A 25085-nucleotide genomic window follows, 5' to 3' on the forward strand; every position below is an offset into this window, starting at 1 on the left:
CGTTCCATCCCGCATTCTCTGTGCTAGCGTCATCGGCAACATTGGCACGTGAGAAGCCGATGACAAAGCAACGAGGAAACATATGTCCGATCCGCTCCACGCATCGTCCCCGACTTGTGCGCAGACGCTACGGGCCCTGGCGCGCTACCCCGGCCGCATTGCTTTCGCCTGGCCCGGCGGATCGCTGAGTTATCAAGGCACGCTCGACCTGATCGGACGATTCCAGAGCGTATTCATGCGGCTCGGCTTGCAGCCCGGCTCGCGCGTCGCCTTCCTCACCGCGAACCGCGCCGACACCTGGTGCGCCGGTATCGCCGCGCAATTGTCGCGATGCTGCATCACCTGGCTGCATCCGCTGGGATCGGAGACGGACCAACTGTTCCAGCTCGAAGATTCCGAGGCCGAAGTGCTGGTGGTTGACGTGGCCGCCTTCCGCGATCGCGGTGGAGAGCTCGCTGCAAAAGCAACGCGGCTCAAGGCGGTCTTCACCATGGGGCCGGCCGACTACGGTGTCGATCTCTTGCAGGCGATCGAGAGCGCGGGACATGCCAGCGCGCGGTGCCTCGCAAGTCTCGACGATCTCTCCACGCTGAACTACACCGGCGGCACCACCGGCAAGTCCAAGGGCGCGCTGCGCCATCATCGCGAGAACGCGGGCGCTGCCGGCGCGATCCTCGCCGATTTCGAGATCCCGGACGCCGCGCGCTATCTCACGGTGGCCCCGATCAGCCATGTCGCGGGCACCAAGGTGCTGCCGACACTGATGCGCGGCGGCACCGTGCACATGCTGAAGGGGTTCGATCCCGAGGCGGTGCTGGCGACGATCGCACGCGAACGCATCAATTTCACGCTGTTCGTGCCGACCATGATCTATGTGCTGCTCGACCATCCCGCGATCGGCAAGACCGATCTCTCATCGCTTGAGCTTGTGCTCTACGGGGCGTCGGCGATGTCGCCGAGCCGGCTGATCGAAGGCATCGAGCGCATCGGCCCGGTGTTCTCGCAGCTCTACGGCCAGACCGAATGCTATCCGGTCTCGGTGCTGCGCAAGAGGGATCACGATTCCAAGACGCCGGAGCTGTTTCTGTCCTGCGGCTTCCCGATTGCGGCCTGCGAGGTCAGGATTCTCGACGACAGCGACCAAGAGGTGAAGACCGGTGACGCCGGCGAAATCTGCGTGCGCGCGCCGCATGTGATGACGGAATACTGGAAGCGGCCTGATATCACCGCGCAGACACTGAAGAACGGTTGGGTCCACACCGGCGACATCGCGTGCCAGGACGAGCGCGGCTACCTATTCATCCTCGATCGCAAGAAGGACATGATCGTCACCGGCGGCTTCAACATCTTTCCGCGCGAGATCGAGGACGTGCTGTCGCAGCATGCCGATGTTGCGATGGTCGCCGTCGTCGGCATCCCCGACGAGAAATGGGGCGAGGCGGTCACGGCCATCGTCGTGCCGCGCGATGGCACAAAGCCCGATCCGGACGAGCTGATCGATCTGGTGCGGAGGCGTAAGGGTTCCGCGCATGCGCCGAAACAGATCCAGTTCGTCAAGCAGCTGCCGATGACCGGCGTCGGCAAGGTCGACAAGAAGGTGCTGCGCGCAGGCTTCTGGAGCGGACGGGACCGGATGGTCGGGTAAATACCCCGGAATTCTACGGGGTCATGTGGCCCCGGCACCACAATGCGCAACAGAGTGCGCGTCTGCGCGGGCCGCGCGATTGCCGGCGAATCAGGGAATCAACTAGACCGCTGATGGGGCTGGGAAGCGGAGTAAGACATGCGAGTCGCTTCCCTGGAAAGTGCAGTCGCCGCGGTCACGTTGATCACGGCCATCATCGTGGTGCTGTGGGAGATCAAGATCTTCTACGGCGTGTGAACAGGCAGGATGCCCTGGTCGAACACGACCAAGCATCCCTTCCGCGGCGGCGGAAGCCTGCCGTTCAAGTGGCACAAGCAGCGATCACGTCGCCTGCCATCACACTCACCGCTTCTCGATCACCAGGCTCTGCACCGCGCGGCCGAAATAGCCCTGGCGATCGGCCAGCCGCGACATCGCAAGCCCGGCGCCATCCGGGCCGATCCAGGATTCGCCGTCGAGCAAGATCCAGTCGCCGACCGGCTGGCGCGCCAGGCTCACCGAGAGGTCGGCGTTGATGTAGGTCCAGGTGCGGAAGTCGAGCGTCGAGGCGGTGCCGTTGGAGAAATCGGCGGCGACCACGGCCCGCATCGCCTGCGAGACCGCCTCGCCTTCGACCAGCGGATGGTCGAGGCGAAACCAGATCGCACCGGCACCGGCCTGGCCGAAGCGGCCGCGTGCGGCGCGCATCGAGACCATGCCCGCGAACGGGCTGGTCGCGCCATGACCGTCCTCGACCAGCGAGTCCTCGGGCGACGGCAGCGTGACCGGCAACTCCCTGACGTCATCGGGCAGCGGCTGCGCCTGTTGCTTGATCTTGAGCACGGTGGCGCCGACGACCTGTACGCCGTCGGCGAGCAGCTTGACCTCGCAGAGCTGGATCTTGCGACCCTCGCGCAGCACCGCGGTCTCGATCGTGAGCGGCGCCACCGGCACCGGGCGCATCAGGTCGATGGTAACGCGTGCGATGTTCATCGCGACCTGTGTCGGAATACGCTCCGCGGCCCACGTCACCAGCGCCGATGGCGCCGAGCCGTGCTGCATGCGCCGGTCCCACGGCCCTGCGGCATTGGGGCTGGTGACGACGCTGTTGCCGTCGACGCGGTAGATGGCGGTCATTGCGAGAGCTATCACAACGGCGGATCGATCGCCTCGTCGTATTCCTTCTTGAAACGCGCGATCATCTCGGCGGCGGGCACGATGCCATCGACGCTGCCGATGCCCTGGCCCGAGCCCCAGATCTCCTTCCAGGCCTTCGGCTTGGCGCGCTCGCCGGAGGCGTCGGTGCCAAAGTTCATCTTGGAGGGATCGGAGGTCGGCAGGTTTTCCGGATCCATGCCGGCGGCGAGGATCGAGGGCTTCAGATAATTGCCGTGCACGCCGGTGAAGAGGTTGGAATAGACGATGTCGTCGGCGCTCGCACCCGCGATCATCGCCTTGTAGGTCTCGACCGCGTTGGCCTCCTTGGTCGCGATGAAGGCCGAGCCGATATAGGCGAAGTCGGCGCCGAGAACGCGCGCGGCGCGGATCGCCTTGCCGTTGCCGATGGCGCCCGACAGCGCGATCGGGCCGTCGAACCATTTCCGCGTTTCGGCTACGAAAGCGAGCGGCGAGATGGTGCCGGCATGGCCACCGGCGCCGGCCGCGACCAGGATCAGGCCGTCGGCACCCTTCTCGATCGCCTTGTGGGCGAATTTCTGATTGATCACGTCGTGGAAGACGATGCCGCCCCAGCCGTGAACGGCTTGATTGAGCTCCTCGCGTGCGCCAAGCGAGGAGATGATCATCGGCACCTTGTACTTGGCGCAGAGCTGCATGTCGTGGTCGAGCCGGTTGTTCGACTTGTGCACGATCTGGTTGACCGCGAACGGCGCCGACGGCTTGTCGGGATGCGCGCGGTCGTAGGCCGCGAGCTCTTCGGTGATCCGCGCCAGCCACTCGTCGAGCAATTCCGGCGGCCGCGCGTTCAGCGACGGGAACGAGCCGACCACGCCCGCCTTGCACTGCGCGATCACGAGGTCGGGCACCGAGATGATGAAGAGCGGCGAACCGATCACGGGGATCGACAGGCGTCCCTTGAACAGAGCAGGCATGGACATTGCGGAACGATCCTTTGTTGGCAGACGCATTGAAGGTTGGGAGCCATACCAACAAGGCAATCTTTCCACTGTCAAGTATTGCGTTTTGACGCCGTGGCGGATGCCGTTACCGCAATTCCAACGCGCGGAATTCTTTTGTCCGTCATTCCGGGGCGACGCGCAGCGTCGAACCCGGAATCCATTGGGCGTCGGCGCGAATAGCGAAATGGATTCCGGGCCCGCGCTACGCGCGCCCCGGAACGACGAGGGGAAAGGGCACCATCACCCAAGCAAATCCGGATTGATCAGCCGCTCGAACGAGAACATCTCGTCCCATTTTTCCTGCGTCAGCAGCTTGCGTTCGGTCACCACGATCTGGTGCAGCGACTTGCCGCTCTTGTAGCCCTCGCGCGCGATCTCGGCGCATTGCTTGTAGCCGAGCAGCGGCTTCAGCACGGTGACGATGCCGAGCGAGTTCAGCACCATGTTGCGGGTGTGTTCCTCGTTGGCGGTGATACCGACCACGCAATTCTCGCGCAGGCTGTTGACCGCGCGCTCCATGGTGCGGATCGAGAAGAACAGCGCAAACGAGATCACCGGCTCCATCACGTTGAGCTGGAGCTGGCCGGCACTCGCAGCGAGCGTCACCGTGGTGTCGAGCCCGATGACGAGGAAGCTGGTCTGGTTCACGACCTCGGGGATGACAGGATTGACCTTGCCCGGCATGATCGAGGAGCCCGGCTGCAATTGCGGCAGGTTGATCTCGTTGAAGCCGGCGCGCGGGCCGGAGGCGAGCAGGCGGATGTCGTTGCAGATTTTCGTCAGCTTGCTCGCGGTGCGCTTGAGCACGCCGGAGAGCTGCACATAGGCGCCGGTGTCCGAGGTCGCCTCCACGAGATCGCCGGCGAGAATGAAGTCGACGCCGGTCAGCGCGCTGAGATGCCGGACCGCGAGTTTTGGGTAGCCCACCGCTGCCGTCACGGAGGTGCCGATCGCGGTGGCGCCGAGATTGATCTCGCGCAGCAGCGCGCGCGCCTCGGAGATGCGGTCGACCTCCTCGCCGATCGTGGTGCCCCAGCCGCGAAATTCGGCGCCGAGCGACATCGGCACCGCGTCCTGGAGATGCGTGCGCCCCATCTTCAGCACGCGTTCGAACTCGCGGCCCTTGGCGAAGAAGGCCTCCCGGAGCTGGCGCAGCGCCATCATGTAGCTCTCGAGCCGCAGGATCAGCGCCAGCCGGAATGCGGTCGGATAGGTGTCGTTGGTCGACTGGCCGTAATTGACGTGGTCGTTCGGGCTGACGTGCTGGTAATCACCCTTGTTGAAGCCGAGCGATTCCAGCGCGAGGTTGGCGATCACCTCGTTGGCGTTCATGTTGGTCGAAGTACCGGCGCCGCCCTGGATGAAGTCGGTGACGAACTGGTCCATCATATCGCCGGCGATGACGCGGTCGCAGCCGACGATGATCGCGTCCGCCACCTTCGTGTCGATCGCGCCGAGATCGCGATTGGCCATTGCGGCGGCCTTCTTCACGTAACCCAGCGCCTTCACGAAGTAAGGCTCCTGGTTCATCGGAATGCCGGTGATGTGGAAGTTTTCCTTACCCCGGATGGTCTGGACGCCGTAGTAGATGTCGTCGGCGATCTCACGCTGTCCGAGGAAGTCCTGCTCAGTGCGGCTCATGGGCGCTCCTTTGGTCGCGCGACGTCCTCAGTTCTGGCACAGCGCGCTGGTGACGACGGTATCGGTGCGGCAATCATCCGGTTTGCGTTGCCTGCCCGGAATGAGAACCTTGGCCGAGCACTTCTCGGCGGAATCGGTGTTCAAGCTCTTGCCTTCCTTGTAGCCCTTGCCCTGGCAGAGCTGATCGGCAGCGAGCTTGCAGTCGGGCCCGCCGCTTGGCGAGACCGGACAGGCCGCACGCCCCGACACCATGGTGGACGGCCGCGCCAGGCGCGACAGATCGTTCATGGTCTCGCTCGGGCTTTTGATCGGCGGCAGGATCGAGGGCAGCTTGTCGAACAGCTTGCCCATTTCGTTGATCAGTCCGGGGTTTTCCGAAGCTGCAGGCGTCGATGGCGGCGGCGCGGCCTGCGGCCCCTGCAGACCGAGCGTCGGCGGCGCCGATTGCGCCCACCCGGTCCCGCCAGCACCGGGCAGGAGCAGCAGCACCGCCGAGATCAGCGTCCCGAGCCGCACTGCCGGAGTTCCGGATCGAACCATCATGGGGCAACCGTAGCCGAAGCCGGCGCGGCGTGAAAGCGTTGGGGATCCAACTCCCGGAATCCAGATCCTGGAATCTAAGTCCTAGATCAGCTTGATCGCGACCACGAAGCCGAGCACCAGCACGGCAGCGCCGAGCGCCACCCACAGGGCGAGATGCCGCTCGATCCGCTCGCGGATCCAGTCGCCATAGCGATTGAGGAGGATCGCTACGATGAAGAAGCGCCCGCCGCGCGCGACAATCGAGCACAGGATGAAAAGAACGAGATTGTATCCGGCAAAGCCCGAGGTGATGGTGACGAGCTTGTAGGGAATCGGCGTCAGGCCCTTGAGCAGGATGATCACCGCGCCCCATTCCGCGTAGGAGGCGCGGAAAGCATCGACCTTGCCGCCGAGGCCGTAGACCTGGATCAGCCAATGGCCGACCGAGTCGAACAGCAGCGCACCAATGGCGTAGCCGAGCAGACCGCCGACCACCGAGGTGGCCGTGCAGATCGCGGCGTAGAGCCAGGCGCGCTGCGGACGCGCCAGCGACATCGGGATCAGCATCACGTCCGGGGGAACTGGAAAGAACGAGCTTTCGGCGAAAGCCACGGCCCCCATGATCCAGAGCGCGTAAGGCTTGTGGGCGGCGTCGATGCACCAATCGTAGATACGTTTCAGCATGCGCCGCGATGAAGCATCATGGGACGGATTTGTCCATCGTGGAGTTTTGTGACGCTTTAGTGCCGTTTGCGCGCCGCGCGGCCCTCGAGCGCGACAATTGGCCGCCGGGCCGAAATACGCGGTGACGCGACCTTGGGCAGCTTCATCGGCGATTTCGGCAGCTTTTCGGCAATGCCCAACATGTCCTCACGCCGCGACATTTCACGCCAGACGTCTTCGGGGCGCACGCCGGCGGAAGCCCATAGCACGGTGAGATTGTAGAGCAGATCGGCGCTTTCCCGGACCACGGCCTCGGCGTCGCCGTTGACCGCATCGATCACGACCTCGATCGCCTCTTCGGCCAGCTTCTTCGCCATTTTGGAGGGCCCACGCTGAAACAGCCGGGCAGTGCGCGATGTTGCCGGATCAAGGTCCCTGGCCGCGAGGACAGCCAGATATAGCCGCTCAAGCGAATCACTCATTACGCAAAACTACTCTAAACAATTGGTCGACGCGTTAACGCCTGACAATAAAAGGCAAAAGGCCGGAGCGGCAAGCGCGCCGGCCTTTCGTGGTCAACGACTTACCAACAACCCGCGCCGCCTCGGCTGCAGGTGGCAAAGGGGTCGCGACTGCCACTGCCATTGGTGCCCAGGTATTCGCGATCGCTCCTGTAATAACCCGGGCCGCCGTAATAGGCCGGGCCGTTATCGTAATAGACCGGGCCGCCGCCGTAATAGGCCGGGGCATCATAGGCATACGCATCGCGGGTTGCTGCGATCGCAAGCCCGGTGCCGATGGCGCCGGCAATGGCTGCACCGGCAAAGGCCGCGCCGCCGCCCCCATGCCAATGGCGGCCGCCTGCGAACGATGCGGTGGGGGCGACGGTGGTCAGCGCCAGCACCGCCGCGGTGGCGAGAACGGCCTTGCGGCCCGTAAACTTCGAAAATCGGTCAAACATGGCGTGGACCCTCCTTGGGACCTGCATTGGTGCCTCGAAACAGGCTCATGTCTTTCAAACATCCGCATTCCATGTTGGGTTCCCCAACCCCAACAGAAGATGAACGGGGTTGCGTGATCGTGACGCAACCACCGCTCATCCGCCGTTCATGTTGATGCGAACACACTCGTCGCCGGCCGGCGCTGCGAGCGTCACGAAACCACAACAATGCGGAACCGGCGCGACCGATGGTTGGATTCAAGACGATCGTCACTCACGGCCTGCTGGTCCTCGCGATCGTGCTTGCCGCGCGCCATGTGGACGCGGCCGAGACCGTGGCGCCGCCTGTGGCGATCCACGTCACCTTCGACCGTCCGGTCGATGCGAGCATGGCGCCGTTCTTCATGGCCGCAAAGGACGGCAAGTTCGGCGCCGAGTACCTCAACGTCTCCTTCAACAGCGCGGCCGGGTCGCCGGAAGCACTTGCGCGCGTTGCTACCGGCAATAGCGAGCTCGCGCTCGTCGACATCAACGAGCTCATTCGTTTTCGCGACAAGGCCGATGCGCCGCCGGTTAAGGCGGTGTTCGTGCTGTTCAACCGCGCGCCCTACGCAATCGTCGCCCGCAAGAGCCGCGGCATCCATTTGCTCTCCGATCTCGACGGCAAGGCCGTCGGCGTCGCCGACAGCGATCTGTCGATCCGGCTGTGGCCGGCGCTGGCACGGCAGAACGGCATCGACGTCTCGCATGTCAAATTCTTCAAGATGAGTGCGGCGGTGCGCGAGCCGGTGCTCTCGGCGGGACAGGTCGACGCCGTCGCCGGGTTCTCCTATCTCTCCGCGGTGAATTTGCGCGACCGCGGCGTGCCGGCCGATGATCTCGCCGTGCTGCGTTACGCCGATTATGGCTGCGAGGCCTACGGCTTTGCCGTCGTCTCCAGTCCCGCCTTCGCCACGGCGAAGCCGGACGCGCTGAAGGGTTTTGTCCGCGCGCTGATTGCGGGCATCACCACAACCGCGAAGGAGCCGGCGCGCGCGGCGGACGAGGCCGCCGGCCGCATCGACGACAGCGACCGCGACCTCGAGCTCGCGCGCCTGCGCACCGTGCTCGCCGACAACATCCTGACCGACGAGGTCCGACGCAACGGCCTCGGCGGCGTCGATCCGGCGCGCCTGGAGCGCTCGATCGACCAGATCGCCGAGGATTTCAGATTCCACAAGCGTCCGGCGGCGGGCGACATCTTCGATGGCCGGTTCCTGCCGCCGGTTGAAAGCCGGCTCATCAATTGAGCAAAACCGGCAGCTTCTGCTGTATCTCGCGGGCGATCCCTGCTTAGAATATCCGCTCGTCCCGTTTGATCCGCCAGAGTCCGACCTCGCATGTCCATTTTCAGCCTCTACACCCGTGTTCTCGAGCTGCTCGGAAAAGAAGCGCGGCTGGGCTGGTTGTTGGCAGTCGCTAATCTCCTGCTTGCCGCCTCGCAATTCGCCGAACCGGTGCTGTTTGGCCGCATCGTCGACGTGCTCTCCGGCAAGACGGTAGCCGGCTCAAGCTCGGCCTGGCCGTTCCTGATCGCCTGGGTCGCGTTTGGGCTGTTCACCATCGGCTGCAGCGCGCTCGTGGCGTTGCAGGCCGACCGGCTCTCCCACCGCCAGCGCCAGGCGGTGTTGACCAGCTATTTCGAGCACATTCTGCAACTGCCCCTGACCTTCCACTCCGGCACCCATTCGGGCCGGCTGATGAAGGTCATGCTGAACGGCACAGATGCGCTGTGGCGGCTGTGGCTCGGCTTCTTCCGCGAGCATTTTGCCGCGATCCTCTCAGTCGTGGTGCTGCTGCCGCTGTCGCTCTATCTGAATTGGCGACTCGCGATCCTGCTGTTCGTACTCTGCATCGTCTTCACCGCACTGACGACCTTCGTCGTGCGCAGGACCTTTGGCATGCAGATGGCGGTCGAGGAGCAATATAGCGAGCTCTCGGCGCGCGCCTCCGACGCGCTCGGCAACGTCGCGCTGGTGCAGAGCTTCGTCCGCGTCGAGTCCGAGGTGCAGGGCCTGCGCTCCGTCGCCGATCAGTTGCTCGCGGCCCAAATGCCGGTGCTGTCATGGTGGGCGCTCGTCACTGTGATCACACGCGCCTCCACCACCATCACCGTGCTCGCGATCTTCACGCTCGGCATCGCTCTGCACGACCAGGGCCTGACCTCGGTCGGCGAGATCGTGATGTTCGTGAGCTTCGCCACGCTCTTGATCCAGAAGCTCGAGCAGGTCGTGAGCTTCATCAACAGCGTATTCATGGAAGCGCCGCGCCTGCGCGAGTTCTTCAACGTTCTCGACGCCGTGCCCGCGGTGCACGACCGCTCCGACGCGATCGATGCGGGGCGGCTCTCCGGCCTGGTCGAGTTCAATGACGTCACGTTCTCTTATGACGGCAAGCGGCCGGCGGTCGAGGATCTCTCCTTCACCGCGCTGCCCGGCCAGACCATTGCGCTGGTCGGCCCGACCGGCGCCGGCAAGTCGACCGCGATCGCGCTCTTGCATCGCGCCTTCGATCCCCAGTCCGGCTTCATCAAGATCGACGGCATGGACGTGCGCGGTGTGACGCTGACCTCGCTGCGGCGGAATATCGGCGTCGTGTTCCAGGAAGCGCTGCTGTTCAACCGCTCGATCGCGGAGAATTTGCGCGTCGGCAAGCCGGACGCAACCGACGCCGAGATGCGCAAGGCGGCCGAGCGCGCACAGGCGCTCGAGTTCATCGAGCGTAGCGGCGGTTTCGAGACCAATGCCGGCGAGCGCGGCCGCATGCTGTCCGGCGGCGAGCGGCAACGGCTGTCGGTCGCACGCGCGCTGCTGAAGGACCCGCCGATCCTGATCCTGGACGAGGCGACCAGCGCGCTCGACGCCATCACCGAGGCCAAGCTGAATGCCGCTCTCGATGAAGTGATGAAGGGCCGCACCACCTTCGTGATCGCCCACCGCCTCTCCACCATCCGCAATGCCACGCGGATCCTGGTGTTCGAGGACGGACGGGTGATCGAAAGCGGAACTTTCGATGAACTCGTGGCCAAAGGCGGCCATTTTGCCGAACTCGCCAAGGCCCAGTTCATGGTGCAGGAAAGTGCTCAGGCAAATGCGCGGCCCAGCGCGGGTGCCGCCGAGGCCGCGGCCTCTGCCGCCAAATCCCCTTAACAAGTCCCCGTAGCACCGTCGAAATTCAGCCTATTTCATCGCGGAATACGCAGCCGAAACCCCTGTTCTCGACGCACGAGCCGGTATAGGTTTGCGCTGCCGCAAGCGGCGGCGCTGGATTTCAGAACCGAACATCAGATCACGAGAACCGTCCGAACTGGCGGATCTCCAAGGACCGGAATCGGATAGTGCACGCCTTTCGCCCGCTGCTTCGCAAGTCTCTGTTCAACCTGTTCGCCGCAGCGCTCGCAGTCGGTGCGCTGCTCGTACCGCGCGTCGCAAATGCTGAAGCGCTGCTTCTGATCGAAGCCGACACCGGCAAGGTGCTGCAAGCGGACAACGCGACCATTCCCTGGTATCCGGCCTCCGTCACCAAGATCATGACTGCCTATGTGACGCTGAAGGCGGTGAAGGACGGCAAGATCACGCTCGACACGCTGCTGACGGTGTCGCCGACGGCCGCCTCGCAATCGCCCTCGAAGATGGGCCTCCGTCCGGGGACACAGCTCACCGTCGACAACGCACTGAAGATGATGATGGTCAAGTCGGCGAACGACATGGCCGTGGTGCTCGCCGAAGGCCTCGGCGGTTCGATCGACGGCTTCTCCGTGATGATGAACGACACCGCGAAGAAGCTCGGCATGACGCAGACGAACTACGTCAATCCGAACGGCCTGCCTGCAGATGGACACGTCACCTCGGCACGCGACCTCGGGATTCTCGCGCGCTCGTTCCTGCGCGACCTGCCGGAATACGAATATTTCGTGCATATCCCGGCGATCCGCTTCGGCAAGCGCGTCACCGGCAATTTCAACAAGCTGATCGGCCGCTATCCCGGCGCCGACGGTTTCAAGACCGGCTTCATCTGCGCCTCCGGCTACAACCTCGTGGCCTCCGCCACGCGCAACGGCCGCCGCCTGATCGCGGTGGTGCTCGGCGCCAATTCCGGCACCGCGCGTGCGGTGAAGGCGGCGCAGCTGCTCGAGCGCGGCTTCAGCCAGGATAATCTGTCGTGGCTGCGGCCCTCGCTCGGCACCGTCGAGAACCTCGTGCCGGTCGACGCCTCGCCGCCGAATTTGCGCGAGGAGATGTGCGGCGGTCACCGCAAGCGGCCGGCCAGTGACGACGACGATGCGCTGATCGCGACCAACGGCGGCGGCACGACCGGGTCTGCCACCGGCGGCGAAGCCCAGGTGACGTTCTTCACCGCAGGGCTCCAGCCGCCGCTGATGAGGGCGTCCGAGCTGATGGCCTCGGCGCCTGCAGCCGCAGAGCCCATGGTGGTCTATACCGGCCCGACCCGCACCGGCGCGGCCCTGGTCGCGGCGGTCGCAGCCGACACCGATCAGCAGACCCCGCCGAAGGCGCGTGGCAAGAAGTCGCGCGTCGCCAAGAAGCCCGACGCCGGCAGCGACGCCAAGACCGACGGCAAGACTGACGGCAAGACTGACACCAAGACTGCCGCGGCGAAACCGGCCGCCACCAAGCCCGACGCGGCCGCGAAGAGTGACACCAAGAGCGCGGCAAAGCCGGCGGCGAGCAAGCGTGCCGCGGCCAAGTCTGATGCGGCGGCCAAGCCTTCTGATAAGCCTGCGGAGAAGCCGGCGGCGAGTGGCGATCAGACTGCCAAGCCGGCCAAGCCCAAAGCCGCCACCAAGCCGAAGCCCGCGCCCAACAACAGCTAGGTTAAGGCTCAAGGCCCGCCTGGCTACGCCCGCACTTCGCACTGCGGCAGCGATCTGCGACGATTCCAGTAGCCACTCTCCAGCCTTTGCCCTAAGCCTCGACCGCCTTGCCAGCCGTTCCGGCAGGCTCGATACTGCCGGCAATGAGGCAAGCCCGAGACACAACGGGCTCTGGTGCAAGAGAGGGGAGTTTCCATGGAGCGCATCTGGCTCAAGCAATATCCGCCCGGCGTGCCCGCTGATATCGAGCCGACTCAATACGCGTCGCTGGTCGACCTCCTTGAGGAGAGTTTTGCCAAGTTCGCCGACCGCAAGGCGTTCATCTGCATGGACAAGGCGATCAGCTATCGCGACCTCGACCAGATGTCGCTGGCGCTCGCTGCTTACCTGCAGGGACGCGGCCTGCAGCGCGGCGCGCGCGTCGCCATCATGATGCCGAACGTGCTGCAATATCCGGTCGCCACCGCCGCGGTGCTGCGCGCCGGCTTTGCCGTGGTCAACGTCAATCCGCTCTACACCCCGCGCGAGCTCGAGCATCAGCTCAAGGATTCCGGCGCCGAAGCGATCATCGTGCTGGAGAACTTTGCGCACACCGTCGAGCAGGTGATCGCGAAGACGCAGGTCAAGCACGTCATCGTCGCCAGCATGGGCGACCTGCTCGGCTTCAAGGGCGTGATCGTCAATCTCGTCGTCCGCCGCGTCAAGAAGATGGTGCCGACCTGGTCGCTGCCGGGCGCTGTCTCGTTCAACGATGCGCTCTCGGCCGGCCGGGGTGCAACCCTCAACAAGCCAAAGCTGTCGCCCGGCGACGTCGCCTTCCTGCAATATACCGGCGGCACCACCGGTGTCTCCAAGGGCGCCACGCTGCTCCATCGCAATATCGTCGCCAACGTGCTGCAGAACGATGCTTGGCTGCAGCCGGCGATGACCACGCCGCCGCATGTCGATCAGCTCATGGTCGTCTGTGCGCTGCCGCTCTATCACATCTTCGCACTGACGGCCTGCTACCTACTCGCGGTGCGCGCCGGCGGCTGCAATCTCCTGATCCCCAACCCGCGCGACATCGCCGGCTTCGTCAAGGAGCTCGCGAAATACCAGGTCAACAGCTTCCCGGCGGTGAACACGCTCTACAACGGCTTGATGCACCATCCCGACTTCAAGAAGCTCGACTTCTCCAAGCTGAAGATTTCCAACGGCGGCGGCATGGCGGTGCAGCGCCCGGTGGCGGAGCAGTGGAAAGCCGTGACCGGCTGCTTCATCGCCGAAGGCTACGGCCTGTCGGAGACTGCGCCGACGCTGACTTGCAATCCCGCGACCACAACCGAATTCTCGGGATCGATCGGGATTCCCGTGCCCTCGACCTGGATCTCGATCCGCGACGACGACGGCAATGAACTCCCGCTCGGCCAGCCCGGCGAGATCTGCGCCAAGGGCCCGCAGGTGATGTCGGGCTACTGGAACAGGCCGGAGGAGACCGCGAAGGTGATGACCGCGGACGGCTATTTCCGCACCGGCGACATCGGCATCATGGACGAGAAGGGCTACACCAAGATCGTGGACCGCAAGAAGGACATGATCCTGGTCTCCGGATTTAACGTCTATCCGAACGAGATCGAGGAAGTGATCGCGAGCCATCCGGGCGTACTGGAATGCGCCGTGATCGGCGTTCCCGACAGCGGGTCCGGCGAAGCGGTGAAGGCGTTCGTGGTGAAGAAGGACCCGAACCTCACGGCGGAGGGCGTCATCAAGTTCTGCCGCGAGCAGCTCACCGGCTACAAGGTACCCAAGCAGATCGAATTCCGCGCCGACCTGCCCAAGACCAATGTCGGCAAGATCCTGCGCCGCGAACTGCGCGACGAGAAGAAGGCTCAGGCGGCGTAGTGCCGCCTCTCTCCGCCGTCATTCGAGGAGCTCTTCGCGACGAAGCAATCCAGAGTGTCACCGCGGCGACATCTCTGGATTGCTTCGCTCCGCTCGCAATGACGAGAAAATTGGCAGCCACTGCTCATCACACCGCTGTGAAGCCGTTTCCCTCCGCCGGTAAAATGCTCTAGAACAGCCCCGCCCCTTTCCACGGAGAATTCACGATGACCATTCAGACTGGCGACAAGCTGCCCGAGGCGAAATTCCGCGTGATGACGGCGGAAGGCCCGCAGGTGAAGACCACCGACGATATCTTCAAGGGCAAGAAAGTGGCGCTGTTCGCGGTGCCCGGCGCCTACACCGGCACCTGCCACAAGATGCATCTGCCGAGCATCTTCCTCAACGCCTATGCCATCAAGGACAAGGGCGTCGACACCATCGCGATCGTCTCCGTCAACGATGCCTTCGTCATGAACGCCTGGAAGCGCGACACCGACCAGCGCGACGAAGCGATCTTCCTCGCCGACGGCAACGCCGACTTCGCCAAGGCGATCGGCATGGAGCTGGACGCCTCCGGCAACGGCCTCGGCATCCGCTCCAAGCGCTATTCGATGCTGGTCGAGGACGGCGTGGTCAAGAAGCTGAACCTGGAGGCGATGCCCGGCAAGGTCGAGGTATCCGGCGGCGATACGCTGCTGGGACAGCTCTGAGCTTGAGGCGCCGCTCTCAGCCACAAATGACACTGTCATGCCCCGCGAAAGCGGGGCATCCAGTATTCCAGAGACGTCGAGATTCATTACAGCCGCCGCGGCGTGCTGGATCGCCCGGTCGAGCCGGGCGATGACGGTTGAGAATGAGGTCGCGTCGGCGACGACGTCGATGCCCCTACTCTGCGACCCGCTGCTGCAACCGCGCCTTGACGATCCCGTCGCGCGCCAGTTGATCGGCCCGCTCGTTCTCGGGATGCCCGGCGTGGCCTTTCACCCAGTGCCAGCGTACCTCATGCGCCTTCAGCGCGGCATCCAAGCGCTGCCATAGCTCGACATTCTTGACCGGCTTCTTGTCGGCGGTGCGCCAGCCGTTGCGCTTCCAGCCGTGGATCCAGCCGGTGATGCCCTGCCGGACATACTGGCTGTCGGTGTAGAGATCGACGATGCACGGCTTCTTCAGCGCTTCGAGCGCCGAGATCGCCGCCATCAATTCCATCTGGTTGTTGGTGGTGTGGCGTTCGCCGCCGTTCAGCTCTTTTTCCTTGTCGCCGAACTTCAGGATCGCGCCCCAGCCGCCGGGCCCGGGATTTCCCGAGCAGGCGCCGTCGGTATAGATCGTGACATTGGGAAGCTCGCTCACGCGACCAGTCCTGACGGCAGCAGCCCATAGTCGCGCGCGCTGGAGACGCTCTGGTGGAAGCGCAGCTTGCGAAAATACTCGAGCGGATCCTTCGGCTTGACCAGCGCGCCCGGCGGCACGTTGAGCCAGTCGACCAGCCGCGTGAGGAGGAAGCGGATCGCCGCACCGCGCGCCAGCAGCGGCAACGCAGCCTCTTCCGCCTCGGAGAGCTTTCGCACACGGCCATAGGCGTTCAGGAAGGCGCGCGCCTTGGTGACGTTGAAGGAATGGTCCGGCTCGAAGCACCAGGCGTTCAGGCAGATCGCGACGTCATAGGCCAGCATGTCGTTGCAGGCGAAGGTGAAGTCGATGATCCCCGAGAGCTTGTCGCCGAGAAAGAAGACGTTGTCGTTGAAGAGATCGGCGTGGATCACGCCCTCGGGCAGATTGCTCGGCCAGAGGCCACCCGAGAGATGGTCGAGCTCGGCCGCGAGAAATGCGCGCAGGCCCGGCTGCACCTCGTCGGCACGGTGTGCTGCCGCATCGAACAGCGGCCGCCAGCCCGCGACCGACAGCGCATTGGCACGCTTGATCGCAAAATTGGCGCCGGCCAGATGCATCCGGGCGAGGCCCTCGCCGACGCCGGCGCAATGCGTCGCGTTCGGCTTGCGCGGCCAGACGCCTTCGAGAAAGGTGATGATCGCCGCGGGGCGTCCCGACAGCTCGCGCAACGCTTCGCCGTCCTTCGCCTTCACCGGCAGCGGGCAGCTGACGCCGTGCTCGGCGAGATGCGTCATCAGCGCGAGGAAGTACGGCAGATCTTTCTTCGCCACGCGCTTCTCGTAGAGCGTGAGGATGAACGAGCCTTGGGTGGTGTGCAGGAGGAAGTTGGAATTTTCGACGCCCTCGGCGATGCCCTTGTAGGAGAGCAACTCGCCGAGATCGTATTGCCTCAGGAAATCCGCAAGCTCGTCGGCGGCAACGTCGGTGTAGACCGCCATGCAGGTTTACTCGGCGGCGGCTTCGGGGCGCACCTGGCGCGGCAGCGGGAAGAACTCGTTCTCTTCGGCGGCCGAGACCGTCTCCACGTGCAGCGTGTAGCGCTCGGCGAACGCGTCCATGATCTCCTCGACGATCACTTCCGGCGCCGACGCGCCCGCGGTGATGCCGAGGCTGGTGATGTTTTCGAACCGCGTCCAGTCGAGGTCGGCAGCGCGCTGCGCCAGCACCGCAACCTTGCAGCCCTCGCGCTCGGCGACCTCGCGCAGGCGCTGCGAGTTCGACGAGTTCGGCGCGCCGACCACGATCAGGGCGTCGACCACCGGCGCCACCTTCTTCACCGCGAGCTGGCGGTTGGTGGTGGCGTAGCAGATGTCTTCCTTGTGCGGCCCGTTGATGTTCGGGAAGCGCTCCTTGAGCAGCGCCACGATCTCCGCGGTGTCGTCGATCGACAGCGTGGTCTGGGTCACGAAGGCGAGGTTGTTCGGGTCCTTCGGAGCGATGGTCTTGGCGTCCTCGGCGGTCTCGATCAGGGTGACGGCGCCGACCGGCAGCTGGCCGAGCGTGCCGACCACTTCGGGATGATGCGAATGGCCGATCAGGAAGATCTCGCGGCCGCGCTTGAAGTGGATCGCGGCCTCACGGTGCACCTTGGTCACCAGCGGACAGGTGGCATCCAGCGAGAACAAATTGCGCGACGTGGCGTCGGCCGGAACCGACTTCGGCACGCCATGGGCCGAGAACACCACCGGCGCGGTGGTGTTTTCCGGGATCTCGGCGAGCTCCTCGACGAAGATGGCGCCCTTCTTCTTCAACCCGTCGACGACGTATTTGTTATGTACAATCTCATGGCGAACATAGACGGGGGCGCCGTATTTATCGAGCGCCCGTTCCACGGTGTCGATCGCCCGAACCACCCCAGCGCAGAAGCCGCGGGGAGAACAAAGCACTAACTTGAGGTCTGGTTTGGCTGACATTGAGCGATCTCGGGACCGAATCACCCACTCGCCTTCTGGCGGGGGACGGTCGATGGACGGAAAAGGGCCTGAAACGGTCTGCTTGGACTTATAGCGACTTGAGAGGGAATTGGGCCCCCTTTCGGGCGCTGTCAAGGCACTATCTATAGCAGAACCATTGCGTGGCTACCCCCTCCGGGCTTATATAGCGCGAATTCCCTGTCATCGCTGATGACCACCGGTTTCGCCTCCAGAGGGGTGGGCGAAGCACAAAGGAGATTTGCCATGAGCAACGCACCTCTGATGCCCAAGGCGACCGCCGTCTGGCTGCTCGACAACACCGCGCTGACCTTCGACCAGGTCGCCGATTTCACCAAGATGCACCCTCTCGAGGTGCGCGCGATCGCCGACGGTGACGCCGCGCAGGGCATCAAGGGCATGGACCCGATCTCCAACGGCCAGCTGACCCGCGAGGAGATCGAGAAGGGCGAGAAGAACCAGGACTACCGGCTCCGTCTCCAGGAGAGCAAGGTCGTGCTGCCGCCCCAGCCCAAGCGCAAGGGCCCGCGCTACACCCCGGTGTCGCGCCGCCACGAGCGCCCCAGCGCCATCCTCTGGCTGTTGCGCAGCCATCCGGAGCTCAAGGACGCCCAGATCATGCGCTTGGTCGGCACCACCAAGAGCACGATCGCCAGCGTCCGCGACCGCACCCACTGGAACACCTCGCAGCTGACCCCGATCGACCCGGTCACCCTCGGCCTCTGCTCGCAGATCGAGCTCGATTTCGAAGTGGCGCGTGCGGCCAAGGAAAAGCCGATCGACGCAGCCTATGGCGGCGCCACCCTGCTGCCGGCCTCCGAGACCACCAAGAAGGACGAGTTCGAGCCGTCGGAGAAGTCGGGCGACGACCTCAACGTCGATGCCGTCTTCGCCAAGTTGAAGACCCTCGGCGGCAAGAAGCAGGAGCAAGAGGAGGAGTAGTCCTCTCTCTTCCTTCGCGATCGAATGCTATTCAAACGCGGCGGGGCCACCCGCCGCGTTTTTGTTTTGTGGCTTCGTTCGTAGATCGGATGGAGCGCACGCTCGGCCGAATTCCGCCTTACGGTCGATCGGGATGGTTCAGCATGTATTCGCCGAGATCACGCTGGCGACGATCTGCGCGTGAGGTGGCGGCACTGCGCTGCACGTCGCGGTCCTTGCGGCAGGCCACATATTCCGGCGAGCCCACGGCATAACCGCGGCTCTGGCACACCGCATCATCGTCATCACCGCCCATCGCCGTCGGCGTCTGGTAACGCGCCGAGCAGGCGGAGAGAGCGATGGCGAGCAGGACGGCTGCAAGCAGGCGCGGTGCGGTGGCGAGTGGCATACGAGGTCCCCTGTTGGCCGGCCCTGTTTAGCGCGGAATACGGAGAATATAAGTCACAGCACGCTCACACCCGCCCCTTCAGCGCCTCCCCGATCTCGTCAAGCACCTTGGGGTCCTCAATCGTGGCGGGCATGGCCCACACCTCGCCGTCGGCGATCTTCTTGATGGTGCCGCGCAAGATCTTGCCCGAGCGCGTCTTGGGCAGGCGGGCGACAGTGATGGCGAGCTTGAAGGCGGCCACGGGGCCGAGCCGGTCGCGCACAAGTGCTACGATCTCGTTCTCGATCTCGGCGGGCGGGCGCTTTACGCCGGCTTTCAGCACCAGGAAGCCGCAAGGCACCTCGCCCTTGATCGCGTCCTTGACGCCGAGCACGGCGCATTCGGCGACATCCGGATGCGAAGCCAGAATCTCCTCCATGCCGCCGGTGGAGAGCCTGTGGCCGGCGACATTGATGATGTCGTCGGTGCGGCCCATGACGAAGACATAGCCGTCCTCATCCTTGTAGCCGGCATCCGAGGTCTTGTAGTAGCCGGGGAATTCGCTGAGGTAGGCTTCCTTGAAGCGCGCATCCTGATTCCACAGTGTCGGCAGGCAACCCGGCGGCATCGGCAGCTTGATGACGATCGAGCCCATGGTGTTGGGACCGACGGGTTTTGCCGCGTCGTCGACGACATCGACCTGATAGCCCGGCATCGGCACCGTCGGCGAGCCGTGCTTCACCGGCAGCTGGCCCAGCCCCACCGGATTGCCGGCAATGCACCAGCCGGTCTCGGTCTGCCACCAATGGTCGATGACAGGCACCTTCAGCTGCTGCTCCGCCCATTCCACTGTCGGCGGATCGGCACGCTCGCCCGCGAGGAACAGCGTGCGGAATTTCGACAGATCGTATTTCCGGATGAACTTGCCTTCCGGATCCTCCTTCCGGATCGCACGGAACGCAGTCGGCGCGGTGAAGAAGGCAACCGCGTTGTGCTGGCTGATCACGCGCCAGAACGCACCGGCGTCGGGCGTGCCGACGGGCTTGCCCTCATACATGATCGAGGTCGCGCCGTGCAGCAGCGGGCCGTAGATGATGTAGCTGTGGCCGACCACCCAGCCGATGTCGGAGCCGCACCACCAGACCTCGCCCGGCTTGACGCCATAGAGGTTGAACATCGACCATTTCACTGCGACCAGATGCCCACCATTGTCGCGCACGACGCCCTTGGGGATACCGGTCGTGCCTGACGTATAGAGAATGTAGAGCGGATCGGTGGCGGCAACGGGCACGCAAGGCGCCTTCTTGCCGTCGTTCATCGCCTTGCGGCGCAGGCTCGCCCAGTCATAGTCGCGCTTTGGCGTGAGATCGCAGATCAGCTGCGGACGCTGCAGCACGATGCAGGCCTTGGGCTTCGCAGACGCGAGCTTGATCGCCTCGTCGAGCAGCGGCTTGTACTGCACGATGCGGCCCGGCTCGACGCCGCAGCTTGCGGAGAGAATGAGTTTTGGCTGCGCATCGTCGATGCGGGTCGCAAGCTCTTTTGCGGCAAAGCCGCCGAACACCACTGAATGCACCGCACCGATGCGCGCGCAGGCGAGCATCGCGACCACGGCCTCTGGCACCATCGGCATATAGAGGATGACGCGGTCACCCTTGGCGACGCCAAAATCCTGCATGATGGCGGCGAGCGCCTGCACCTCGGCCAGCAGCTCGGCATAGGTGAATTTGGTCACCGAATTGGTCAGGGGCGAATCATGAATCAGCGCGACCTGCTCGGCGCGGCCGCGTTCGACGTGGCGGTCCAGCGCGTTGTAGCAGGTGTTGACGACGCCGCCGGTAAACCAGCGGCCGTAGACGCCTTGCGCGGGGTCGAAGATTGTCTTCGGCGGCTCGATCCAGTCGATTTCCTTCGCCGCCTCGGCCCAAAAGCCCTCGGGATCGGCCAGCGAGCGCGCATGGACCTCGTGGTAAAGGCTCTTTCCGCCGGCGTTTCCTCGGACATTCATTCCCGCGCTCCCGTTCCCTTTATTGGCCTCGCCTCGACCTGACCGCGGGATGTCAGTCCCGCCATGACAGGGATCAAGTGCCGGCCTTGCTTGAGGGGTATTTTCCCGGGAACGGGCCGCGGTTCAAGCTGAAAAGGATGGACGTCGCCCCCTTCCTAGCCCTCCATCGCATTCAGCCGCTGCAACCGGTCCAGCATGACCTTCTTCAAATCGTAGCCGGGGCGGAAGCTGGCGTCGCGGGTGGCGAGGAAATCATGCTGGGATTTGCGCAGATCAGCGGCCGAGCGCCGGCTCATCGACTTCAGCACGCGCTCATATGCCTCGGCGAGCTGGCGGTCGAGCATGCCAAGCTGCGGATCGGCGCAGATCACCTTCTCCACCTCGCGTTTCGCATCCGCGCAATCGAATGACGGGCCGTTGCCGGAATTCGCAGCCAACGGCTGCGGCGACCCGGCGCCGAACTTCGCGATCTCCGCCATCATGGTGCGGCGGCCGTCCGCGGCGTTGGTGTTGCCGGGGTCGAGCCGCAGCGCCGTCTCGTAATCGGCCAGCGCCTTCTTGCGGTCGCCCATCTTGGTATAGAGCACGGCGCGGTTGTTGTAGGTCTTGGCGAAATTCGGATCGAGCTTCAGCGCGTCGTTGTAGTCGCTGAGCGCCGCGCCGAACTCGCCCTTGAACTGGTAGGAATCGCCACGGTTGGTGAAGAAATTCGGCCGCGGTGCCAGCCGCAGCGCCTGGTCGTAATCGGCGATCGCCTTGTCGTAGTCCTTCATCGCGGCATAGGAGAGCCCGCGATTGTCGTAATATTCCGGCACCTTCGGATCGAGCCTGATCGCCTCGCTGTCGTCGGCGATCGACCTGTCGAGCTGGCCGAGCTTCTTGTAGGCCGCACCGCGATTGGTGTAGCTGCGCGCCCGGTTCGGATCGAGCAGCAAGGCCTCGCTAAGATCGCTCACCGCCCTGTCGTTGTCGCCGTTGAGATAATAGGTTGCGCCGCGGTCGGACCAGGCCTGCGCATAATCCGGCTTCAGCTTGATCGCCTGGTCGTAATCGGCAAGCGCCCGGTCGAGCCGGCGCTGATTGGTATAGGCCACGCCGCGCAGCTCATAGGCTTCGGCATCCTGCGGATCGAGCTCGATCGCCTTGCTGAGATCGGACGTGGCGCGGTTGAGATCGCCACCCGCCTCGCGCAACAGGTCGCCGCGCAGGCGCCAGGCGCGGGCGTTCTTGCCGTCGAGCGCGATGGCGCGGTCGATATCCCGCAGCGCCTGCGTCAGACCGCCGGAGGTCCGCGCAGTGGCATCGGCCCGAACCAGCAGCGCCGCGACGCGCTCGGGATTTGGATTTGCGGCCTGGTCGATGATGGCGCTGCATGCCGGGATCAGCTCGGCTGGCGCGGCCTTGCTGCCGGCCACGCAATCGACGCCGGCTGAGGCTGGGCCAACGAGAACCAGGCTCATCGCAGCGCCTAGCAGAAGCGCGCGCAGCGGGATTTTGGACGTTTGCGCGGGAGAACGCGTGCCGCACATGAGGAAGGCTCCGTAACATCAGGTGTTCACCATTGTCGCGGCGGCCGGGGATAGGGTTCAAATGCCGGCTAGTATCCGTCCACCCCGTTCAGCCGCTGCAGCCGATCCTGCATGGCCTTCTTCAAATCATACCCAGGCCGGCCAAATCCGGCATTGCGACGCGCGATGAAATCATCCTGCTCGCGTTGGAATTTCCTTGCCTCGCCCGTGTCGTGCGCCTCGCGCAGCACGCGCGCATTGGCTGCATAGACCTCGCGGTCGAGGTCGGCGAGCTCGCGGTTTCCGCAGATCGCCTTCTCGACCGGGCGGCGCGCGCCTGCGCAATTGAAGCTGGGCTTACCAGCGACCGCCATCTGCGCGCCGATCCGCTCGAGCTCACGCGCGATCGCCTGGTGATTGGCCTTGGCTTTTTCGTGGTTGGGATCGATCCGGAGCGCCGCACCGAAATCCTGCACCGCCTTGGGCTTGTCGCCCTTCGTCAGCCAGAGCTCACCGCGCGCATTGAAGACGTCGGGGAGCGTGGGATCGAGCAACAACGCGCGGCTGTCGTCGGCGATGGCCCGGTCGATCTGGTCATGCCGCGCCAGCAGCGCACCGCGCGCGATCAGGGCCTTGATCAGATCGGGTTTTGCCGTCTTCTCGTTGTCGATGACGGCGGCGCAGGCCGGGCCCGCTTTGTCCATGTCATCGGCCGCGGTTGCGGACAGGCATGCCGCGACGTCGATCTGCGCGGTGGCGGCCGGCTCGCCCCCGGTCGCGGCCCAAGCGGCACCGAGCGAAAGCATTGAGAGCGCCACGGCTCCGGACAATTGAAGAAGCTTTTGAAAACGCATGCTCGCTGCAGCCGGAAGGTCTTGCCATGAGGCCGTACTATCCATCATACGGCCGGATTGGTGCTAGCTTGTGGCGCCGCTCACATCGGTTTCGGGGATCGTCGTGTCGACATTCGAATGGATCATCGCGCTTCTGCTCGGCGCCGTTGCATTATCGGCGCTGGCGCGGCGGATCAAGGTCCCCTACCCGACCTTTCTCGCCGTCGGCGGCGCGCTGATCGCTTTCGTGCCGAACAGCCCGACCTGGGCGCTGCAGCCGGACCTGGCGCTGGCGCTTTTTGTCGCACCGGTGCTGCTGGACGCCGCCTTCGATACTTCCTTGCGCGATCTCCGCAACAACTGGGTTCCGGTCTCGACCCTGGTTGTGGCCGCGGTCGGCCTGACCACGGTCGGCGTCGCCATTGTCGCGCACCGGCTCTTTCCTGACATGCCCTGGGCCGCCGCGGTGGCGCTTGGCGCGATCGTCGCGCCGCCGGATGCGGCAGCGGCGGTCGCGATCCTGAGCCAGGTCAAGCTGCCCTACCGCATGGTGAAGGTGCTGGAGGGCGAGAGCCTGCTCAACGATGCCAGCGCGCTGCTGATCTACCGCATCGCTGTCGGCGCGGTCGTCACCGAGCATCTGACGTGGAGCGAGGTCGCGCCGACCATGGCGCTGGCGCTGGTCGGCAGCGTGCTGGCCGGCCTTCTTGCGGGGCGCATCATCCCGCCCATCATGGAGCGCGTCAGGGAAGTGCCGAGCGCGATCATCGTGCAGTTCGCCACCACCTTCATGATCTGGATCGCCGCCGAGCATCTCGGCCTTTCCGGCATCCTCACCATCGTCGTCTACGCCATCACGATCGCGCAGACGGCGCCGGCGCGCATGCCGGCGCGGCTGCGCGTGCCGTCCTACGCGGTGTGGGAGACCACGGTGTTCGTGCTCAACGTGCTCGCCTTCATGCTGATCGGCATGCAGATGCGGCCGATCTGGACCAAGCTGAACGCGGACGTGCGCTGGGAATATTGCGTGGCTGCGGCGTGGATCCTGCTCACGGTCATTCTGGTCCGGCTGCTCTGGATTACATTCTATCGCACGACCCTGCGCGTGCTGATCGCTCATGGCATCTATCACCCCAAGGATCCGAAGCAGGTCGCTTCGCCCAAGGGCGGCCTCATCATCTCCTGGTGCGGCATGCGCGGCCTGGTCACGCTCGCGACCGCCTTCGCGCTGCCGGAGAATTTTCCTTATCGCGACTTCATCGTCTTCATCGCCTTCGCGGTCGTGCTGGGCTCGCTGGTGATCCAGGGCCTGACGCTGCGGCCGCTGATCCTCGCCTTCGGCCTCAAGGATGACGATCCCGTTGGCATCGAGGTCGCGCGCGCCCGCGCCATCGCCTATCGCGCCGCGCTCGATGCAATCGAGGACGATCCGTCGGAGGAAGCCGAAATCCTGCGGCTCGAATACCGCGCCATCCTGATGCAGGCCGACGACGATCCGCACGGCGGCATCGCCAACGGCGAATTGCCCGCCGATCCCTTACGCCGCCGCGCCATCGAGGCCGCGCGCAAATCGATCTTCAGCCTGCGCGCCACCGAGGTGATCGGCGACGACGCGTTTCACCGGCTCGAGGAGGAGCTGGATCGGGCGGAGTTGAGTGCGGGGGGATAGATCCGCAAACACCACTGTCGTCCCGGACAAGCGTAGCGCAGATCCGGGACCCATACGCCGCAGCAATCGCTTTGTGAAGACTCGGAGTTGCCTGCTGCGCGTCAAACCACTCCCTGTGGTTATGGATCCCGGGCTCGCGCTGTGCGCGCCCCGGGACGACAGGGAGTTTGA

22 protein-coding genes are annotated in these 25085 nt (G+C 64.6%); 8 read left to right on the forward strand and 14 right to left on the reverse strand.

Annotation, left to right across the window (positions count from 1 at the left end; all coding sequences use genetic code 11):
• The first annotated feature begins 82 nt into the window (after positions 1–82).
• Positions 83–1645 carry an AMP-binding protein gene (locus ABID58_RS09855; RefSeq protein ID WP_354032478.1) on the forward strand — a complete coding sequence of 521 codons (1563 nt, stop codon included), beginning with the start codon at positions 83–85 and terminating at the stop codon, positions 1643–1645.
• A 342-nt stretch (positions 1646–1987) separates the two neighbouring features.
• On the opposite strand, the gene ABID58_RS09860 is transcribed toward ABID58_RS09855, so the two are convergent.
• The 7 genes from ABID58_RS09860 to ABID58_RS09890 all read right to left on the reverse strand — a co-directional run bounded on the left by ABID58_RS09860 (position 1988) and on the right by ABID58_RS09890 (position 7549).
• Complete coding sequence (locus tag ABID58_RS09860) at positions 1988–2761, reverse strand: thioesterase family protein (protein WP_354032479.1); 774 nt, start codon at positions 2759–2761, stop codon at positions 1988–1990.
• An 11-nt stretch (positions 2762–2772) separates the two neighbouring features.
• Positions 2773–3741, reverse strand: a complete 969-nt coding sequence (locus ABID58_RS09865; protein WP_354032480.1) for an NAD(P)H-dependent flavin oxidoreductase — start codon at positions 3739–3741, stop codon at positions 2773–2775.
• Positions 3742–4002: 261 nt separating this feature from the next.
• Positions 4003–5403 (reverse strand): aspartate ammonia-lyase, encoded by a 1401-nt coding sequence (locus ABID58_RS09870; protein ID WP_148749958.1) that lies wholly within the window; start codon positions 5401–5403, stop codon positions 4003–4005.
• A gap of 27 nt (positions 5404–5430) precedes the next feature.
• A complete protein-coding gene (locus ABID58_RS09875; RefSeq protein ID WP_354032481.1) occupies positions 5431–5946 on the reverse strand; it encodes a hypothetical protein in 516 nt (171 codons plus the stop codon).
• Positions 5947–6027: 81 nt separating this feature from the next.
• Positions 6028–6609: a YqaA family protein gene (locus ABID58_RS09880; protein ID WP_148749956.1), complete on the reverse strand. Its 582-nt coding sequence runs from the start codon at positions 6607–6609 to the stop codon at positions 6028–6030.
• Positions 6610–6665: 56 nt separating this feature from the next.
• On the reverse strand, positions 6666–7070 hold the full coding sequence (gene hisE, locus ABID58_RS09885; RefSeq protein ID WP_148749955.1) for a phosphoribosyl-ATP diphosphatase: 405 nt from the start codon (positions 7068–7070) through the stop codon (positions 6666–6668).
• A 101-nt stretch (positions 7071–7171) separates the two neighbouring features.
• Positions 7172–7549 carry a hypothetical protein gene (locus tag ABID58_RS09890; protein ID WP_354032482.1) on the reverse strand — a complete coding sequence of 126 codons (378 nt, stop codon included), beginning with the start codon at positions 7547–7549 and terminating at the stop codon, positions 7172–7174.
• Positions 7550–7776: 227 nt separating this feature from the next.
• On the opposite strand from ABID58_RS09890, the gene ABID58_RS09895 reads away from it, so the two are divergent.
• The 5 genes from ABID58_RS09895 (at position 7777) to ABID58_RS09915 (ending at position 14974) form a co-directional block, all read left to right on the forward strand.
• The gene (locus ABID58_RS09895; RefSeq protein WP_354032483.1) at positions 7777–8817 is read left to right on the forward strand and encodes an ABC transporter substrate-binding protein; all 1041 of its coding nucleotides are present in this window, start codon (positions 7777–7779) and stop codon (positions 8815–8817) included.
• Between the two features lie 90 nt (positions 8818–8907).
• Positions 8908–10716 (forward strand): glucan ABC transporter ATP-binding protein/ permease, encoded by a 1809-nt coding sequence (locus ABID58_RS09900; protein ID WP_148749953.1) that lies wholly within the window; start codon positions 8908–8910, stop codon positions 10714–10716.
• A 188-nt stretch (positions 10717–10904) separates the two neighbouring features.
• Positions 10905–12401: a D-alanyl-D-alanine carboxypeptidase family protein gene (locus tag ABID58_RS09905; RefSeq protein ID WP_354032484.1), complete on the forward strand. Its 1497-nt coding sequence runs from the start codon at positions 10905–10907 to the stop codon at positions 12399–12401.
• 195 nt (positions 12402–12596) lie between these two features.
• Positions 12597–14282: a long-chain fatty acid--CoA ligase gene (locus tag ABID58_RS09910; protein WP_354032485.1), complete on the forward strand. Its 1686-nt coding sequence runs from the start codon at positions 12597–12599 to the stop codon at positions 14280–14282.
• 206 nt (positions 14283–14488) lie between these two features.
• Positions 14489–14974, forward strand: a complete 486-nt coding sequence (locus tag ABID58_RS09915) for a peroxiredoxin (RefSeq protein WP_354032486.1) — start codon at positions 14489–14491, stop codon at positions 14972–14974.
• Positions 14975–15149: 175 nt separating this feature from the next.
• Here the strand turns inward: ABID58_RS09915 and rnhA are convergent, their stop codons facing one another.
• Genes rnhA through ispH form a run of 3 tightly spaced genes read right to left on the reverse strand, consistent with a single transcriptional unit; the run spans position 15150 to position 17569 of the window.
• Positions 15150–15614, reverse strand: coding sequence for a ribonuclease HI (gene rnhA, locus ABID58_RS09920; protein WP_354032487.1), 465 nt, complete (start codon positions 15612–15614; stop codon positions 15150–15152).
• Positions 15611–16594 carry a homoserine kinase gene (locus ABID58_RS09925; protein WP_148749948.1) on the reverse strand — a complete coding sequence of 328 codons (984 nt, stop codon included), beginning with the start codon at positions 16592–16594 and terminating at the stop codon, positions 15611–15613. The genes rnhA and ABID58_RS09925 overlap by 4 nt, the downstream gene beginning before the upstream one ends.
• A gap of 6 nt (positions 16595–16600) precedes the next feature.
• Positions 16601–17569, reverse strand: a complete 969-nt coding sequence (gene ispH / locus ABID58_RS09930; protein ID WP_148749947.1) for a 4-hydroxy-3-methylbut-2-enyl diphosphate reductase — start codon at positions 17567–17569, stop codon at positions 16601–16603.
• A gap of 264 nt (positions 17570–17833) precedes the next feature.
• Here ispH and ABID58_RS09935 point away from each other — a divergent pair, with 264 nt between their 5' ends.
• Positions 17834–18529: a DUF1013 domain-containing protein gene (locus tag ABID58_RS09935; protein WP_187434702.1), complete on the forward strand. Its 696-nt coding sequence runs from the start codon at positions 17834–17836 to the stop codon at positions 18527–18529.
• Between the two features lie 118 nt (positions 18530–18647).
• Here the strand turns inward: ABID58_RS09935 and ABID58_RS09940 are convergent, their stop codons facing one another.
• The 4 genes from ABID58_RS09940 to ABID58_RS09955 all read right to left on the reverse strand — a co-directional run bounded on the left by ABID58_RS09940 (position 18648) and on the right by ABID58_RS09955 (position 23266).
• On the reverse strand, positions 18648–18917 hold the full coding sequence (locus ABID58_RS09940) for a hypothetical protein (RefSeq protein WP_148749945.1): 270 nt from the start codon (positions 18915–18917) through the stop codon (positions 18648–18650).
• Positions 18918–18981: 64 nt separating this feature from the next.
• The gene (locus ABID58_RS09945) at positions 18982–20904 is read right to left on the reverse strand and encodes a propionyl-CoA synthetase (RefSeq protein ID WP_354032488.1); all 1923 of its coding nucleotides are present in this window, start codon (positions 20902–20904) and stop codon (positions 18982–18984) included.
• Between the two features lie 155 nt (positions 20905–21059).
• Positions 21060–22433 (reverse strand): tetratricopeptide repeat protein, encoded by a 1374-nt coding sequence (locus tag ABID58_RS09950; RefSeq protein WP_354032489.1) that lies wholly within the window; start codon positions 22431–22433, stop codon positions 21060–21062.
• Positions 22434–22501: 68 nt separating this feature from the next.
• Positions 22502–23266, reverse strand: a complete 765-nt coding sequence (locus ABID58_RS09955) for a hypothetical protein (protein ID WP_354032490.1) — start codon at positions 23264–23266, stop codon at positions 22502–22504.
• Between the two features lie 70 nt (positions 23267–23336).
• Here ABID58_RS09955 and ABID58_RS09960 point away from each other — a divergent pair, with 70 nt between their 5' ends.
• Entirely contained in the window at positions 23337–24914 is a 1578-nt protein-coding gene (locus ABID58_RS09960; protein ID WP_354032491.1) for a cation:proton antiporter, read from the forward strand.
• Positions 24915–25085 lie beyond the last annotated feature (171 nt).

It is taken from the genome of Bradyrhizobium sp. S3.2.6 (assembly GCF_040546885.1).
GTDB classification, from domain to species: Bacteria; Pseudomonadota; Alphaproteobacteria; order Rhizobiales; family Xanthobacteraceae; genus Bradyrhizobium; species Bradyrhizobium cytisi.